At 53.0% G+C, this 16,340-nt stretch carries 14 protein-coding genes; 2 read left to right on the top strand and 12 right to left on the bottom strand.

All coding sequences use genetic code 11. The features are described from left to right. The first annotated feature begins 129 nt into the window (after positions 1–129). Positions 130–1,350 (top strand): metal-dependent hydrolase family protein, encoded by a 1,221-nt coding sequence (locus ACJA3I_RS09055; RefSeq protein WP_458862277.1) that lies wholly within the window; start codon positions 130–132, stop codon positions 1,348–1,350. A 96-nt stretch (positions 1,351–1,446) separates the two neighbouring features. Here the strand turns inward: ACJA3I_RS09055 and ACJA3I_RS09060 are convergent, their stop codons facing one another. Continuing rightward, positions 1,447–2,016: a dipicolinate synthase subunit B gene (locus ACJA3I_RS09060; RefSeq protein WP_458862278.1), complete on the bottom strand. Its 570-nt coding sequence runs from the start codon at positions 2,014–2,016 to the stop codon at positions 1,447–1,449. Between the two features lie 186 nt (positions 2,017–2,202). Between ACJA3I_RS09060 and ACJA3I_RS09065 the strand changes: the two genes are divergently transcribed. Continuing rightward, entirely contained in the window at positions 2,203–3,288 is a 1,086-nt protein-coding gene (locus ACJA3I_RS09065) for an AbrB family transcriptional regulator (protein ID WP_458862279.1), read from the top strand. A gap of 161 nt (positions 3,289–3,449) precedes the next feature. Here ACJA3I_RS09065 and ACJA3I_RS09070 read toward each other — a convergent pair whose 3' ends face one another. The 11 genes from ACJA3I_RS09070 to ACJA3I_RS09120 form a co-directional block, all read right to left on the bottom strand. Continuing rightward, positions 3,450–3,611, bottom strand: coding sequence for a hypothetical protein (locus ACJA3I_RS09070; RefSeq protein ID WP_458862280.1), 162 nt, complete (start codon positions 3,609–3,611; stop codon positions 3,450–3,452). Between the two features lie 14 nt (positions 3,612–3,625). Beyond that, entirely contained in the window at positions 3,626–7,327 is a 3,702-nt protein-coding gene (locus ACJA3I_RS09075; protein ID WP_458862282.1) for a phosphoribosylformylglycinamidine synthase, read from the bottom strand. Positions 7,328–7,331: 4 nt separating this feature from the next. Continuing rightward, complete coding sequence (gene purD / locus ACJA3I_RS09080) at positions 7,332–8,615, bottom strand: phosphoribosylamine--glycine ligase (RefSeq protein ID WP_458862283.1); 1,284 nt, start codon at positions 8,613–8,615, stop codon at positions 7,332–7,334. A gap of 24 nt (positions 8,616–8,639) precedes the next feature. Beyond that, positions 8,640–10,187, bottom strand: coding sequence for a bifunctional phosphoribosylaminoimidazolecarboxamide formyltransferase/IMP cyclohydrolase (gene purH, locus ACJA3I_RS09085; RefSeq protein WP_458862284.1), 1,548 nt, complete (start codon positions 10,185–10,187; stop codon positions 8,640–8,642). Between the two features lie 77 nt (positions 10,188–10,264). Next, entirely contained in the window at positions 10,265–10,870 is a 606-nt protein-coding gene (gene purN / locus ACJA3I_RS09090) for a phosphoribosylglycinamide formyltransferase (RefSeq protein WP_458862285.1), read from the bottom strand. After that, positions 10,864–11,895 carry a phosphoribosylformylglycinamidine cyclo-ligase gene (gene purM / locus ACJA3I_RS09095; protein WP_458862286.1) on the bottom strand — a complete coding sequence of 344 codons (1,032 nt, stop codon included), beginning with the start codon at positions 11,893–11,895 and terminating at the stop codon, positions 10,864–10,866. Before purM ends, purN begins: the two co-directional genes overlap by 7 nt. A 45-nt stretch (positions 11,896–11,940) precedes the next feature. Then, on the bottom strand, positions 11,941–13,359 hold the full coding sequence (locus ACJA3I_RS09100) for an amidophosphoribosyltransferase (RefSeq protein ID WP_458862287.1): 1,419 nt from the start codon (positions 13,357–13,359) through the stop codon (positions 11,941–11,943). Position 13,360: 1 nt separating this feature from the next. Next, positions 13,361–14,074: a phosphoribosylaminoimidazolesuccinocarboxamide synthase gene (purC, locus tag ACJA3I_RS09105; protein ID WP_458862288.1), complete on the bottom strand. Its 714-nt coding sequence runs from the start codon at positions 14,072–14,074 to the stop codon at positions 13,361–13,363. A gap of 45 nt (positions 14,075–14,119) precedes the next feature. Beyond that, positions 14,120–14,614 (bottom strand): 5-(carboxyamino)imidazole ribonucleotide mutase, encoded by a 495-nt coding sequence (purE, locus tag ACJA3I_RS09110; protein ID WP_458862289.1) that lies wholly within the window; start codon positions 14,612–14,614, stop codon positions 14,120–14,122. A gap of 60 nt (positions 14,615–14,674) precedes the next feature. Next, complete coding sequence (locus ACJA3I_RS09115) at positions 14,675–14,800, bottom strand: hypothetical protein (RefSeq protein ID WP_458862290.1); 126 nt, start codon at positions 14,798–14,800, stop codon at positions 14,675–14,677. Positions 14,801–14,963: 163 nt separating this feature from the next. Next, positions 14,964–16,142: a recombinase family protein gene (locus ACJA3I_RS09120; RefSeq protein ID WP_458862291.1), complete on the bottom strand. Its 1,179-nt coding sequence runs from the start codon at positions 16,140–16,142 to the stop codon at positions 14,964–14,966. Positions 16,143–16,340 lie beyond the last annotated feature (198 nt).

A 16,340-nucleotide genomic window follows, 5' to 3' on the forward strand; every position in this document is an offset into this window, starting at 1 on the left:
TTTTCACAAAAGAACCGAACCAACATTTTCTCTATTTGCCATTGTGTTTTGCTTTCAGCCTTGTTATAGTATATTTAACTTGTTTCATCGCTTAACAACTTATGATGAAACCAAAAAGGAGTCTGAATTATGAAAAAAGCAGTCAAATGCGGCAAACTTTTTGATTCCGTTTCCTGCAAAGTTCTCGAGAATCAAGTGGTCATCATTGAAAACAAGATGATTCTTGATGTGATTCCCCTCGGCAGCTTTGCGGAAGCGCCTGATATGGAAGTCATTGATCTTTCTGATCGTTTTGTAACCCCGGGTCTTACCGACCTTCATGTTCACAGCGGCATGAACGGCGAAGGCAATGAAAAAATGGATCTGCTCCATCATACCCCTGCCGAATTAACACTTTACGCTTTAAAAAATGTTCAGGCCGATTTGAATGCCGGGTTCACTACCATTCGTGATTGCGGCTCACAGGCTTTCACCAGCGTTGCCATTCGCGATGCTGTGGCAAAGGGCGATTTTATTGGCCCCAGAATGTTTGTCTGCGGTTATGCGCTGGGTTCCACCGGCGGCCATGCCGACAGCCACTATGCCCCCGGCGTATCTGCTTCCGCCGAAGAACATCCGCTGATCGATGGCGTTGCCTCTGCCCGTCAGGCGGCTCGTTTTAATTTGAAACACGGTGCCGATTTCTTAAAATTCATGTCCACCGGCGGCGTCATGTCAAAGGGCACCACCGTGGGCGCCCAGCAGCTGACCTTCGATGAAATGAGCGCCATTATCGAAATCGCCAATATGTATGGCGTTCATACCGCCACGCATGCCCATGGCACAAACGGCATCAAAGCCGCCGTTCGCGCGGGCGTCACAACGGTTGAGCACGGCATGATCCTTGATGACGAAGCCATCGAGCTGATGCTGGAACACGGCACCTACCTCACCCCCACCATCATCGCCGCCGAACGCATTTGCGCGAAAGGCCCCGAAATGGGTCTTGTTCCCTGGATGGTAGATAAAGCCAATCAGGTTCTCTCTCATCATGAATGGGGCTTCCGTGAATGCCTCAAACGCGGCGTTAAGATCACTTTCGGAACCGATGCCGCCACGCCTTATAACTTCCATGGCAAGCAGGGCTATGAATTTGAACTGCTTCAAAAGTTCGGTATGGATCCTCACAAGGCGCTGGTCGCCGCCACAATGACCAACGCAGGCGTTCTCGGCGTGCAGGATAAACAGGGCAGCGTTACCAAGGGCAAGGTGGCCGATCTTTGCGCCTGGGGCTGCGATCCCGCCGAAGATATCACCACGATGACGCATTGCCTGTTCGTAATGAAAGAAGGCCAAGTGATCCATCGCTGATCGTTTACTCTATCCGGCCTGCCGCTTATCAGCAGGCCGGATATTTTTCACGCTTTTTGCCCCTTTGGCCGCGCGGCCAAAGTGTTTCCCCGACGGTCATAAAATAATGGGTTCGATCTGTTCGCCTTTTAGGGCCAATTCTATGGTGTTTTCGATGAGCCCCATGCGGGCCACCATCGATCGCGGTTTTTTCTCATGGTCGTCTTGGGAAAACGGAACAAAATAAACATTTCTTCTGTTCAAAAGCCCGCCGATGTTTTGGGCGGCAGCGCCCAGCGCATCATTGGTCGAAACCGCCAGGATCAGCGGACGGTCGTTGCGGATATGTGCTTTTGCGGCCATCAAAACCGGGGTATCTGTAATGCCGTGGTTCAATTTTGCCAAAGTGTTGCCCGTGCATGGCGCGATCACCATAGCGTCAAACATTTTTCTCGGCCCAATGGGCTCTGCTTCCACGATCGTGTGGATGATTTTGTGTTTGCAAAGCCGTTCCACTTCCGCTCTGAAATCTTCGGCTTTGTAAAACCGCGTGTCTGTGGAATATGCCGCATCCGATAACACCGGGATGACCGTGTTATATTTCGCCAGCCGCTCAATCACGGGCAAAATCTGAGAAAAGGTGCAAAACGATCCGCAAATACCGATTCCAATCGTTCGATCTGTCAAAGGATTCCCTCCTCATTCAAAATATGGTAAGCCGTCATCTGTATTGCTGCCGCTGCGCTGAGCGGCGCAACTTTTCCGGGCAAAGAAAGCGCATGCTGAATGCGCACCCCCAGTTCCTGCGCCGCCGCAAAGTCAGCCCCCCGTGACTTTGGAATCTTTCATTTCAAAAAGAATCAGGTGAATTTCATGACCGTGATCCACTTTTTCTTGACCATACTGGTTTCAGCCTTGGGCGGAACCCTTTTTCGCAAACTCAAAATTCCCGCAGGCCAGATCATCGGCGGCATGTTCGCCGTTATTGTGATGAATGTGGTCTTCGATTGCGCCGTTGTTCCCTCTGTTGTCCGCCCCTATATCCGCATTTTGGCCGGGCTTTACATCGGCACACGCATGAGCACTTCCGATATTTTGAATCTGCGAAAAATCATTCCGGCAACTTTTGTTCTGGTTTTCGGCCTGACCGTTCTGAACTTCGCCGTGGGCATCGGCATCAGCCGAATCACCTCGCTGGATCTGACCACGGCTTTACTTTCTTCCGCACCGGGCGGCATTCAGGAAATGACTCTGGTGGCCGATGATCTGGGTGCCAATGCCGGTCAGGTGGCCATGCTTCAAATGATCCGCGTGATTTTTGTCATTGCTTTTATGCCTGTGCTTCTTCGAAAAGTCTGCGGCCGTTTTTCCGCCGCATCGGACGCTTCTTCTGAAATTTCTGCCGGAAGCTCTGCCGATTGCCCGTCGAGTATTCTTTCGCCCGCAGCAAAAGCGCCTCCCACCGCCGCGGAATATCTCGCTTTGGGCTGTTTGGGCATTTTGGGCGGTTTGACACTTTATTATTTAAAAGTTCCTTCGGGCGCCATGATCGGCGCGATGATCGGCGCCATGGCTCTCACCTTTCTGGGCCATCAAACGCCGCTGCCGCCGAAGGTTCGTTTGGTGACCCAAACCCTCAGCGGTGCCATCATCGGTTCCGGCATGGGCATGAAAGAAGTTCTGGGGCTGCGTGCCATTGCCGTGCCGGCTGTTTTGCTGGTGCTTGCGCTGGCCGCCATCAACTTGATTTTAGGGTTCGGCATTTCCCGTCTCACCAAATTAGATCTCACCACCTCGCTGTTCGCCGCGGCGCCGGGCGGCGTCAGCGATATGTCTATCATCGCCGCCGAATTGGGTGCCGATTCCGCCAAAGTTGCCACCATGCAGACCATGCGGCTGATCGTGGTGGTTTCCTTCTTCCCCAGTCTTATCAAATGGCTTACTTCTTTTCTGGTGTAAGCACAGCGTCGGTTCCATAAAACCTCCGCTCCGCCTTTTCGATTTTTCCGGCCTTTAATCGCTTTTGCCTGCTATCTCGGGCAAAAAGGCGTTAAAAAAGCTTGCGGGCATCCCAAAACGGGTGCCCGCAAGCTTTTTATTTTATTGATGGCGCAAACCTATTACGCGGCTTGCGCTTTTTTGAGGGCTTCTTCCCCGATCTCGCTGCCGTTATTGCATACTTCAACATGAATGCCCTGTTTGATGGGCGAAAACAGGAAGCCGAGCACGACCCCCAGCAAAAAGCTGCCGCTTGTCCATAAAAACGCTGTTCGCAGTTTCATTTTTTCTCCCCGCCTTACAGTTGATAATAACGCACAGCGCCCAAGAACATTTTCTGGTCTTTATTGCCCTCGATGTTCTTATAAAGGTTGTCAGCGTTGCGTTCGCTGTGGCCCATTTTGCCGAAGATCCGGCCGTCGGGTGAAGTGATGCCTTCGATGGCATAAACCGAACCGTTGGGGTTATATTCGATATCCATGGTGGGGTTACCCGCCAGATCCACATATTGTGTGGCGATCTGCCCGTTTTCGGCCAGCTGCTTCACCATCTCTTCCGATGCGATAAAGCGGCCTTCACCATGCGAAATCGCAATGGTATGGATCTCTCCCACTTCGTTGAGCATCAGCCACGGCGATTTGTTCGAAGCGATTCTGGTGCGCACAAGGCCCGATTGATGGCGGCCGATCACATTATAAGTCAGTGTGGGGTCGCCGGCCTTTGTTTCGCGAATTTCGCCATAAGGAACAAGGCCCAGCTTGATGAGCGCCTGGAATCCGTTGCAAATGCCGCACATCAGGCCGTCGCGCTTTTGCAGCAATTCATGCACCGCTTCTTTGATCTTGGCGTTTCTGAAAAACGCGGTGATAAATTTTGCGGAACCATCCGGTTCATCGCCGCCGGAAAATCCGCCCGGAATCGCGATGATCTGCGTCTGCGCGATTTTTTCGGCCATTGCTTCCACCGATTGTGTCAGCTGGGCGGCGTTCAAATTGCGCAGCACCATGATCTCGGGCTGTGCGCCCGCTTTGATAAAGGCCGAAGCCGTGTCATATTCGCAGTTGGTGCCCGGGAAAACGGGGATCAATACTTTCGGTTTGGCAATGCCCATCGCCGGCGCAACACGCTGTTTGGCCGAATAAGAGAAAGCAGCCGTTTTTTCAGTGCCCTTGGTTTTCACGGGGAAAATAGGTTCCAGCGTGCTTTCCCAGCAGCTTTGCAGCTCGCTCAAAGCGATTTTCTCGCCGTTCAAAACAATTTCGGCCTGCTGTGTGGTTCTGCCGATAAGCTGCCCGCAATCGGGGGCTTCTTCCGTCAGCTCCAACACAAAAGCGCCTCTCACTTCCTCAAACAAGCCGTCAAAACGCTGCTTTTCATCATAGGCAAAACCGATGCCGTTGCCGAAACACATTTTGGCGATTGCCGCGCCCACGCCGCCGAAAGTGGGCACATAAGCGGCGGCCACTTTCTTCTCGGCGATCAGTTTTTCCACCCGATCCAGCGTTTCCAGCAAGCTGTTTTCTTCAAACAGGCCGTTTTCCAGCTGTTTTGCCCGCATCATCACAACGCGGCGGCCCGCCTTTTTAAATTCGGGCGAAATAATGCCGTCGGTGCTGGCCGCCGAAATGGCAAAGCTCACCAAAGTGGGCGGAACATCGATCTTGTCAAAGCTGCCCGACATGCTGTCTTTTCCGCCGATGGCCGCGGCTTTCAGCTGTGTCTGCGCTTCCAAAGCGCCAAGCAGCGCTGCCATGGGTTTGCCCCAGCGGCTGCTGTCCGTGCCCAGCTTTTCAAAATATTCCTGGAAAGTCAGGTGGCAGTTTTTATGAGAAGCCCCGGCCGCCGAAAGCTTTGCAACCGATTCCACCACCGCGTGATAAGCGCCCAGATAGGGGCTCTGTGAAGAGGCAAACGGATCAAAGCCATAGGCCATCACCGAGCAGGTTTTGGTTTCGCCATATAAAACGGGGATCTTGGCCGCCATCACCTGCGTGGGGGTCAGCTGGTGTTTGCCGCCGAAAGGCATCAGCACACTGGCAGCGCCGATGGTTCCGTCAAAGCGCTGGCCCAGGCCGCGTTTCGATGCCACATTCAGGCTTGCCATCGTTTTGCGATAAGCCGCCATATCCGCTTTTGCGGCGTTTTCGCTGTGTTTTTCACTCTGGCCGATGCTTACGGTGATATGCTTTTCCGCGCCGTTGGAATTGAGGAACTCGCGGGAAAGATCCACGATCTTCCTGCCGTTCCAGTTCATGCTCAGCCGCGGGCTTTCCGTCACCTGCGCCACAACAGTGGCTTCCAGGTTTTCTTTTTCCGCTTCGCCAAGGAACTTTTCCACATCTTCGGCCGCGATCACCACTGCCATGCGTTCCTGCGATTCCGAAATGGCCAGTTCCGTGCCATCCAGGCCTTCATATTTTTTCGTGACCTTGTTCAAATCGATCTGCAGCCCATCGGCCAATTCACCGATGGCCACCGATACGCCGCCCGCGCCGAAATCATTGCAGCGCTTGATCATCGCGGTCACTTCAGGGTTTCGGAACAAACGCTGCAGCTTGCGTTCTTCGGGCGCGTTGCCCTTTTGAACTTCCGCTCCGCAGTTTTCCAAAGATTGCGTCGTATGTGCTTTCGAAGATCCCGTTGCGCCGCCGCAGCCGTCTCTGCCGGTTTTTCCGCCCAGCAGAACAATGCAGTCGCCGGGAACAGGGCATTCGCGGCGGATATTTTTCGCCGGAGCCGCGCCCACCACAGCGCCGATCTCCATGCGCTTCGCCACATAGCCGGGGTGATAAATTTCATCCACCAAACCCGTTGCCAGTCCGATCTGATTGCCATAAGAGCTATAACCGGCCGCCGCGGTCTGCACGATCTTTCTTTGGGGCAACTTGCCTTCCAGCGTTTCAGAAAGCGGTTTTGTCGGGTCGGCCGCGCCGGTGACGCGCATAGCCTGATAAACATAGCTTCTGCCCGAAAGCGGGTCGCGGATGGCGCCGCCGATGCAAGTGGCCGCGCCGCCGAAGGGTTCGATCTCGGTGGGATGGTTATGGGTTTCGTTTTTGAACATCAAGATCCACTTTTCGGTGGTTCCGCCGGTTTCCACATCGATCTTCACCGAGCAGGCGTTGATCTCTTCCGATTCATCCAAATCAGCAAGCGCACCGGTTTTTTTCAAATATTTTGCGCCGATCGTGGCCAGATCCATCAAAGTAACGGGCTTGTTTCGCTGCCCATAAACTTCTTTTCTCAAAGCCAGATATTTCTCATAACTTTCCTTCACGGAGGGGTCGGCGATCTCCACCCCATCCACGATCGTCGAGAAAGTCGTGTGGCGGCAATGATCCGACCAATAGGTGTCGATCATGCGAATTTCGGTAATGGTAGGGTCGCGCTGCTCTTTGGCGAAATAGTCGCGGCAGCATTTGATATCATCCAGATCCATTGCCAGACCATATTTTTTCACGAATTCAGCCAGCTGATCTTCATTCAGCTGAAGAAAGCCCGTCAGCGTTTCCACCGTGGTGGGGATCTCATAATTTGCCGCCAGCGTCTGGGGCATCTCTAAAGCGGCCTCGCGGCTTTCCACCGGGTTGATCACGAACTTTTTGATTTTTTCCAGTTCGTCTTTGCTCACAGCGCCTTCCAACAAATAGATCTTAGCTGTGCGCACCGTGGGCCGCTCGCCCTGCGAAACGATCTGGATGCACTGGGCGCAGGAATCGGCGCGCTGATCATATTGGCCCGGCAGATATTCCGTTGCAAAAACGGCGGCGTTCCCGGCTTCAAAAGTTTCCGAAGCCAAATCCACCTGCGGCTCGGAAAACACCGTGTTGATGCAGGAATCAAATAACTCTTTGCCAATGCCTTCCACATCATAACGGTTTAAAGCGCGAACCGCGGCAACCGATTCGATCTGCAGCAGACTGTTGATCTCGCCGCAAAGGTTTTTCGCTTCTGTCGCGAATTCCGGTTTTTTCTCTACATAAATTCGATAAACTGCCACTTGTTTAAATCCCCCTTTTTGTCAACGCGCGCCGGCCGATATCTTTTCTGAAATGCATTTGCTCGAAATGGATCTCCCCGGCCGCCTCATAGGCGTTCGCAACGGCTTCTTCCAAAGTTCCCGCCACCGCGGTAACGCCCAAAACGCGCCCGCCCGCGGTCACCAATCTGCCATCGGCCTTTTTTGTTCCCGCGTGATAAACGGAAACGCCCTCTTTGGCCTCGGCATTTTTCAAGCCTTCCACAGGCAGGCCTGTGCGATAATTTTTCGGATATCCGCCCGAAGCCAAAACCACGCAGCAGGCGGCTTTATCCATAAAACGAACCTCTGCCTGCGCCAGGCGTTCCTGCTCCACCGCTTCAAAAATATCCAGCAGATCGCTTTCCAGCAAAGGCAGAACCACCTGTGTTTCGGGGTCGCCGAAACGGCAGTTATATTCGATCACCTTGGGGCCGTTTTGCGTGAGCATCAGGCCGAAATAAAGGCATCCCTTGAATTTTCTGCCTTCCGCATTCATCGCAGCGACGGTGGGCATGAAAATTTCATCCATACAGCGTTTTGCGATCTCGGGGGTGAAATAAGGGTTCGGCGCGACCGTTCCCATGCCGCCGGTGTTGGGCCCCACATCCCCGTCATAGGCGCGTTTGTGATCCATCGAAGTCACCATGGGCACAAGCGTCGTGCCATCGGTGAAAGAAAGCACAGAAACCTCCGGCCCCTGCAGAAATTCTTCCACAATGACTTTGTTGCCGCTGTCGCCGAAGATCTTGTCGTTCATGATCGATTGAAGCGCCTCGGCGGCCATTTTTTCATTTTCGGCGATCACAACGCCTTTGCCCAGTGCCAGGCCGTCGGCCTTGATCACAACGGGATATTGATTTTGGGCTTTGATATAATCGATGGCTTCATCCGGTTCTTCAAAAACTTCATAGCCCGCTGTGGGGATATGATATTTTTTCATCAGCTGCTTGGCAAACACTTTGCTGCTTTCGATTTCCGCGGCTTTGGCGCTGGGGCCAAAAGCGGGGATGCCTTTTTCTTTTAAGCGATCCACCATCCCCATCGCCAGCGGGTCATCCGGCGTGACCACAACGAAATCGATCTGTTTTTCCACCGCGAAACGCACGGCCGCTTCCACATCCGTTGCCTTGATGGCAACGCATTCCGCATCCTGTGCAATGCCGCCGTTGCCGGGCAGCGCATAGATCTTGGTGACACGCGGGTTCTTTTTCAGCTTTTTAATCACGGCGTGCTCACGGCCGCCGCCGCCGATCACTGCGATTTTCATGAGATCAAATCCTCTCTGTCAGCTTTAGTGTTTGAAATGGCGGCGCCCCGTGAACACCATGGCAATGCCATATTCATTGCAGCAATCAATGCTCTCTTGATCTCTCACCGATCCGCCCGGCTGGATAATGGCGGTGATGCCCGCCTGGTGGGCGGTCTCCACGCAATCTTTGAAGGGGAAGAACGCATCCGAAGCCATCACACTGCCTTTCACCTTATCGCCGCCCATGCGGATGGCGATCTCCAGCGCGCCGATGCGGTTTGTCTGCCCGGGGCCAACACCCACGGTGGCTTTTTCATTGGTCAGCACGATCGCGTTGGATTTTGTGTTTTTCACAACTTTCCAGCCCAGCATCAGCTTGCGCATCTCTTCTTCTGTGGGGGCGCGGTCGGTGGCCACCTGCAGCTCTTCGCCGCATAATTCCGTATCCAGCTGCTGCACCAAAAGGCCGCCCACCACTTTTTTGGTGTCAAGCAGGTCTTTTTCGTTGGGTTGGGCGCAGGCGGGCAGCTCCATCAGGCGGATATTTTTCTTTTTCTCTAAAATTTCCAGCGCTTCTTTGCTGAAAGAAGGCGCAATAATGATCTCTAAAAAGATTTTGGCCATTTCTTCTGCCGTTTTGGCGTCAACTTCGCGGTTGACCGCCACAATGCCGCCAAACACCGAAACGGGGTCGGCTTCATAAGCGTTCAGATAAGCTTCGCAGATCGTGTCGCCCAGGCCCACGCCGCAGGGGTTCGTGTGCTTCACCGCCACGGCGGCAGGCTGTTCCTTGCCCAGTTCTTTCAAAATATCCAGCGCGCCGTTGGCGTCGTTGATATTGTTGAAGCTCAGTTCTTTGCCGTGCAGCTGTTTGGCGCAGGCCAAAGAATTTTCGGGCGCACCCACCTCGCGATAAAACGCCGCTTTCTGGTGGGGGTTTTCGCCATAGCGCATTTCCTGCACTTTTTCATAAGTGAGCGAAAGATTTTCGGGGAACTGCGAAAAGCCTGCGTGTTTTCTCAAATAAGTCGAGATCAGGGTGTCATAGGCGGCGGTGTGTTCAAACACTTTATAAGAAAGCTTCAGCTTGGTTTCGCGGGTCACTTCGCCCTGCTCGCGCAGTTCTTTCAAAACCACTTCATAATCGGCGGGGTCAACGATCACCGCCACATCCTGCCAGTTTTTCGCCGCTGCGCGAATCATTGTGGGGCCGCCGATATCGATGTTTTCAATGGCCTCTTCGAAGGTAACGCCCTCTTTCAGAATCGTCTGTTTAAAGGGATATAAATTGATGGCCACAATATCGATGGGCGTTACGCCCAGTTCTTCGATCTGCTTCATATGCTCGGGATTGCTTCTCATGGCCAAAATGCCCGCGTGGATCATGGGATGCAGCGTTTTCACGCGGCCATCCAGACATTCGGGAAAGCCGGTGATATCGGAAACACCGGTCACGGTGATGCCGGCCTTTTCAATGGCCTTTGCGGTTCCGCCGGTGGAAACCACTTCATATCCCAAAGCTTCCAGTTCTTTGGCGAATTCCACGGCGCCTGTTTTATCGGAAACGCTGATAAGCGCTCTTCTCTTCATAGTTTTCCCTCCAGATTTCTTTTTTTCGCTTTATAGGGCGATATCTTCCGCCCGATCCAGGCGGAAGATATCGATTTTTATTCTTTTGCCCGTGCAAGCTGTGCGCAGATCATCTCGGCGGCTTTGGGCAGCAAGATCCATTCCGCCTGTTCCATCACGCGCTTTTGCAGCGTTTCCGGGGTGTCATCCGCTTCCACTTCCACCGCTTTTTGCAGCAGGATCCTGCCGCCGTCTGTGATTTCATTCACCAGATGCACCGTAGCCCCCGTGACTTTCACGCCTTTGGCCAGCGCCGCTTCATGCACATGAAGCCCATAAAAGCCATCCCCGCAAAAAGAAGGGATCAGCGACGGATGCACATTGATGATGCGGTCGGGGTAAGCTTCGATCACCGTTTTGCCCAGAACACACAGGAACCCGGCCAAAACGACCACATCGATCCGGTGTTCTTTTAAAAGGTCTGTCAGCGCCCGGTCATATGCTTCGGTCGAAGCATAATCGCGCCTTGCCAGCGCAGCTTCGGCAATTCCGGCTTTTTTCGCGCGCTCCAGCGCATAGGCGCCTTTGCGGCTTGAAACCACCAGTTCGATGCTGCCGCTGTGCAAAATGCCCTTTTGCTGGGCGTCGATCAGCGCCTGCAGATTGGTGCCCCCGCCGGAAACCAGCACGGCGATCCTTACCATAACAAAACGCCCTCGTCGCCCTCTGTCACTTCGCCCAGAATATAGGCGTTCTGGCCGTTGGCCTTCAGGGTTTCGATCGCTCGATCCGCCTCGGTCTTATCCACGATCACGCACATGCCCACGCCCATGTTATAGGTGTTGAACATATCCTTTTGGGGGATATTGCCTGTTTTGGCGATCAGGTCGAAAATCGGCAGCTTCTGCACTTTGGCAAGCTCGATCTTCGCCGTTTTGTTTTCGGGCAGCGCGCGGGGGATATTTTCATAAAACCCGCCGCCGGTGATATGCGAGATCGATTTGATGTTCACTTTTTCCATCAGCGCAAGAATGGGCTTTACATAAATGATGGTGGGGGTCAGCAGCGATTCCCAAAGCGTTGTGCCCAGTTCGTTGGAATAGAAATTCTTCGCGTGTTCGATATCGAACACTTTGCGCACCAAAGAGAACCCGTTGCTGTGAACGCCGCTGGAAGGCAGCGCCAGAATCACATCGCCGGCTTTCACCTTTGATTGGTCGAGAATTTTTTCTTTTTCCACAGCGCCCACGGTAAAGCCGGCCAGATCATATTCATCCAGCGGCATCATGCCGGGGTGTTCTGCGGTTTCGCCGCCGATCAGCGCGCAGCCCGATTGCACACAGCCTTCGGCCACGCCCGCAACGATCTGCGCCACTTTTTCGGGCTCATTTTTGCCAATGGCGATATAATCCAAAAAGAACAGCGGTTTTGCGCCGGCGCAAACCACATCGTTTACACACATGGCCACGCAATCGATGCCGATCGTGTCATGCTTGTCCAGCAGAAATGCCAGCTTCAGCTTGGTTCCAACGCCGTCGGTTCCCGATACCAATACGGGATGCTTCATCCCCGAAAGATCCATTTCAAAAAGGCCGCCAAAGCCCCCCAGCCCCGAAAGCACCCCGGGGATCATGGTTCTTGCGGTATGCTTTTTCATCAATTCAACAGCTTGATATCCGGCCGTTACATCCACGCCGGCAGCCTTGTAGCTATCGCTAAAACTTTTCATAATATCCTCTCTCTGAATCATTTTTGTCGTTTTCGTGCAAAAAGTTTATTCTTTGCCGCTCCAGCAATAAGTGCAGAGTTTTGCGGGTTCCACCCCGATCGATTCCAAAGTTCCCTCTAAAGTTTGGTAACGCAGGGAAGAAAAATGCAGCGTCTGCCCGATGTTTTCCAGCATCGCTTTGCCGCGGGCCGTTTTTTTGTCGGCATATTCATCCATATGCTTGAGGCCTTCTTCACCCTCCAGCGCCACGATAGTCTTTCTGGTGATAAGCTCCATCTCGGATGTGGAGCGCGAGAAATTCAAATATTTGCATCCATACATCAGCGGCGGGCAGGCAGAGCGGATATGCACTTCTTTCGCGCCGTTTTCATAAAGGAAATCCACGGTTTCTCTCATCTGGGTTCCGCGCACGATGGAATCATCGATGAACAGCAGTTTTTTGCCGCGGATCAGCTCTTCCACCGGAACCTGCTTCATTTTGGCCACCAGATTGCGCACCGCCTGATGGGTGGGCATAAAGCTTCGGGGCCATGTGGGGGTATATTTGATAAAGGGGCGCGCGAAGGGGATGCCCGCGCGGTTTGCGTAACCCACCGCGTGGGGAACGCCGCTGTCGGGAATGCCGGCCACATAATCCACATCCTGCGCCAGGTTTTCCGCGATATCGTGGTCGGCCAGAATCGAGCCGCAGCGATAGCGCATCGTTTCAACAGTAGAGCCTTCGTAATGTGAATTGGGATATCCGTAATAAGTCCAGAGGAAAGAGCACACGCGCATTTTTTCCTGGGGCTGATACATCACATCGATGCCTTCGGGCGTGGCTCTCACAACTTCGCCGGGGCCCATATCGCGTTCATAGGTATAGCCCACTTTTTCAAACGCGAACGATTCGAAGGTGAAGCAATAGCCGTCTTCGCGCTTGCCGATCACCACGGGCAGGCGCCCCAGAAGATCGCGCGCGGCATAAAGCGCTTTCGGCGTAAGCACCAGAATCGACATGGTGCCCTTGATGCACTGCTGCGCCCAATGGATGCCTTCTTCAATGGTGTCGCGTTCATTGATCAGCGCGGCCACCAGCTCTGTTGCGTTGATGTTGCCGCCGGTCATCTCTAAGAACTGGCGGTGATCTTTTAAAATACGCTCCACCAGCTCTTCCGTATTGTTGATGCGCCCCACGGTGGTGATGGCATAATTGCCCAGATGCGAGCGGATGAGCATCGGCTGGGGCTCATTATCGCTGATGCAGCCGATGCCGGCCGTGCCGCGCATAGCGTCTACATCATGCTCGAATTTTGTTCTGAACGGCGAATTTTCGATATTGTGGATGGCGCGCTGAAAGCCTTCTTTCTCATCATACATGGCCATGCCGCCGCGGCGGGTTCCTAAATGAGAATGGTAATCAACGCCGAAGAACAGATCATATGCGCAATCGAATTTAGAGGTAATTCCAAGAAAACCACCCATTCTATTCTTCTCCCATCAGGCGCTTGAGCACCTCGTGATAGGCGTCTTCCACGCCGCCAAGGTCTCTGCGGAAACGGTCTTTATCCAGTTTTTCATTTGTCTTGCTATCCCAGAAACGACAGGTATCGGGCGAGATCTCATCGGCCAAAACAAGCGTTCCATCGGCGGTCTTGCCGAATTCCAGCTTGAAATCGACCAAAGTGATGCCCAGATCGGCCATGAATTTTTTCAGGAAATCATTGACCATGAAGGAATATTTTTTGATCAGTTCAATTTCTTCTGCGGTGGCCAGTTTCAGCGCTCTCGCATGATAGGCGTTGATGAGCGGGTCGCCCAGATCATCGTTTTTATAAGAGAATTCAATGGTGGGTTCTTCGAAAACAATGCCTTCTTCCACACCATAGCGCTTGGCGAAAGAGCCCGCCGAAACATTGCGGATGATCACTTCCAGCGGCACGATGGTCACTTTTTTGACAACTGTTTCACGGTCGGAAAGCTGCTCGACCAAATGGGTGGGAACGCCGGCCTGTTCCAGCTTTTTCATCAAAAAGTTGGTGATGCGGTTGTTGATGGCGCCTTTGCCGGTGATTGTGCCTTTTTTCAGGCCGTTAAAAGCGGTGGCGTCGTCTTTGTAATCCACGATCAGATAGCGGTCATCATCTGTTCTGTAAACTTTCTTTGCTTTTCCTTCGTAAAGCTGTTCGCGTTTTTCCATTTTGACTTCCTCCTATAGTTTCAGCTCGCGGCTTAATTTATGATGTTAAAGCTGTTCCTGCAGCTTGGCGTCTTTTTCTTTCACGGCCTTTGCCATGTCTTCTTTTTTGCGAAGCAGCGCGGCGGCCAGGCGTTCATCGCTGATGGCCAGCATCTGAATTGCCAAGAGCGCCGCGTTTTCGGCGCCGTCGATGGCCACGGTGGCCACGGGCACGCCCGAAGGCATCTGAACAGTGGCCAGCAAAGCATCCAGCCCATCCAAGGTAGAAGATTTCATCGGAATTCCGATCACCGGCAAAATGGTATGCGCCGCCAAAACACCGCCCAGATGCGCCGCTTTTCCCGCGGCCGCGATAATCACCCCAAAACCGTTTTCCGCCGCGCTTTTTGCGAAGGCGCAGGCTTCTTCGGGGGTTCTGTGTGCGCTCATCACATGCGCTTCAATGGGCACATCAAAATTTTTCAGCGTGTTGATCGCTTTTGCTACAACCGGCAGATCGCTGTCGCTGCCCATGATAACCGCTACTTTTTTCTGTGTCATCTGATCGTTCCTCCGTCGTTTTTGCAAAATAAAAAGCCGTGGGCGATATACCTACAGCTTTCAGTATTGAAGAAAGAATACACGATGCCCCTTTTCAAAGCCGCGAAAACCCAGAACAATTTGCCCGCAAGGGGAAATTGCTCTGCCACCGATTGCAAATTTGCTTTTTGAAATCATGGACTTCATGGCAGAACCTCCGTATTCCTTCATCGATCGATTCTATATTGATATCATAACGATTTTCGGGGAAAAGTTCAATATGTTTTTAAGTTTTTTTGTTTTTTTGTCTGAATTTACAATTTTGCACATAGCTTCCATGACCCATTGTGATTTTTACCCATGCTTCCCTTTATTCCTCTGAAGCTGCGCTGCCGTTTTCTTTCTCAAAACGAAAAAACCAATAAAGTTCCGCGCCGCCGTTTTCTTGCCAGACGATCTTTTCCAGGCAGATCGGCAACAGTTTTTTCCATTGCCCTTTCTCTGAAATCAGGCCTTCCCGCTTCATTCTTCCGCAGAGTTGCGCTTCTATCATTTTCCAGTCTTCATCGCTGATCGAGCCCGTTTGTCCGCATCCGTTTTTGCCGGCGCATCGCGCTTTCCATCCGTCTTTTCCGTGCGAAAGCCTCAAAGCGGCCCCGCATCGCCCGCATTCCCATAAAGTTCCTTCCGCCCCTGTTTTCTTTTTTCCCATCAGCTTGCCCGCTGCGCGCCATTCCGCTTCGCTGACGATGGGTTCATGGGTTCTGGGCACCACCACCCATTCTTCCGGCGGCAGGTTTTTCTTTTTGGCGATTTTATAGCTGAGCTTGCGGGCGCGGTTTTGGGTAAGCTTGCCGCAATAGGTGGGGTTTGTGACAATGCGGCGCACCATGGTGCCGCTCCATGTTTTGCGGCCCGAAGGGGATAAGATTTCTTCCCGCTCCAGCATCCGCGCGATCTCTTCCGCCGAGTTTCGCCGGCGGGCGTTTTCGAATATTTTTCTCACCACCGCGGCCTTTTCGGGGTCGATCTCAAGGATTTCATGCCTTTCGGCGCTTCTTTGATATCCGTAAGGCGGCAAAGCGCCGATGAATTCCCCTTTTCGTTTTTTCGCATCCAACGCGGCGCGCACTTTTTTTGAAATGTCTTTGGCATACAGGTCGTTCATCACCGCGCGAAAGGGCGTCAGGTCATCCTGCCCGTTGGCGGTATCGATGCCGTCTGTCACGGCGATATATCTTACCTCTTTTTCGGGGAAATAGCGTTCCAGATAATACCCTGTCTGAATATAATCACGGCCCAGTCGCGAAAGATCTTTGGTGAGCACCATATCGATCTCTCCCGCTTCGATGGCGCGGCAAAGCCGCTGGAACGCCGGCCTGTCAAAGCGCAGGCCCGAATAACCGTCATCCACGAATTCCACCGCCTGCCCCATGCCGTGGGCCTTTAGATATTGCGTTAAAATGCTGCGCTGGTTTGCGATGCTCTGGCTCTCCCCCTCGCCGTCTTCACGGGAAAGCCTTAAATAGATCGCCGGCCGCCCGTTCATGCTTCCTCTGCCAAAGCGATCTGCTTTTTGATCTCTTCGATGGTTTCCCTGCCTTCATATTCTTTCGCTTCGGGCATGCTTCTCACCCTTTCTTTCAGAACGCCGAAACCGTGCTTCGGCTGCTATCACAGAATTATGCAAAAAAGGGCAAAAAAATGCCGCAGATCGCTCTGCGGCATCGGTGGCTTCTTTAAAATC

It is taken from the genome of Acidaminobacterium chupaoyuni (genome assembly GCF_047936785.1).
GTDB classification, from domain to species: domain Bacteria; phylum Bacillota; class Clostridia; order Oscillospirales; family Butyricicoccaceae; genus Acidaminobacterium; species Acidaminobacterium chupaoyuni.

Coding starts and splice junctions, on each gene's coding strand:
- ACJA3I_RS09055 (WP_458862277.1), top strand. CDS start 130: ATGAAAAAAGCAGTCAAATGCGGCAAACTTTTTGATTCCGTTTCCTGC.
- ACJA3I_RS09065 (WP_458862279.1), top strand. CDS start 2,203: ATGACCGTGATCCACTTTTTCTTGACCATACTGGTTTCAGCCTTGGGC.
- ACJA3I_RS09070 (WP_458862280.1), bottom strand. CDS start 3,611: ATGAAACTGCGAACAGCGTTTTTATGGACAAGCGGCAGCTTTTTGCTG.
- purD (WP_458862283.1), bottom strand. CDS start 8,615: ATGAAAATCGCAGTGATCGGCGGCGGCGGCCGTGAGCACGCCGTGATT.
- purH (WP_458862284.1), bottom strand. CDS start 10,187: ATGAAGAGAAGAGCGCTTATCAGCGTTTCCGATAAAACAGGCGCCGTG.
- purN (WP_458862285.1), bottom strand. CDS start 10,870: ATGGTAAGGATCGCCGTGCTGGTTTCCGGCGGGGGCACCAATCTGCAG.
- purM (WP_458862286.1), bottom strand. CDS start 11,895: ATGAAAAGTTTTAGCGATAGCTACAAGGCTGCCGGCGTGGATGTAACG.
- ACJA3I_RS09100 (WP_458862287.1), bottom strand. CDS start 13,359: ATGGGTGGTTTTCTTGGAATTACCTCTAAATTCGATTGCGCATATGAT.
- purC (WP_458862288.1), bottom strand. CDS start 14,074: ATGGAAAAACGCGAACAGCTTTACGAAGGAAAAGCAAAGAAAGTTTAC.
- purE (WP_458862289.1), bottom strand. CDS start 14,614: ATGACACAGAAAAAAGTAGCGGTTATCATGGGCAGCGACAGCGATCTG.
- ACJA3I_RS09115 (WP_458862290.1), bottom strand. CDS start 14,800: ATGAAGTCCATGATTTCAAAAAGCAAATTTGCAATCGGTGGCAGAGCA.
- ACJA3I_RS09120 (WP_458862291.1), bottom strand. CDS start 16,142: ATGAACGGGCGGCCGGCGATCTATTTAAGGCTTTCCCGTGAAGACGGC.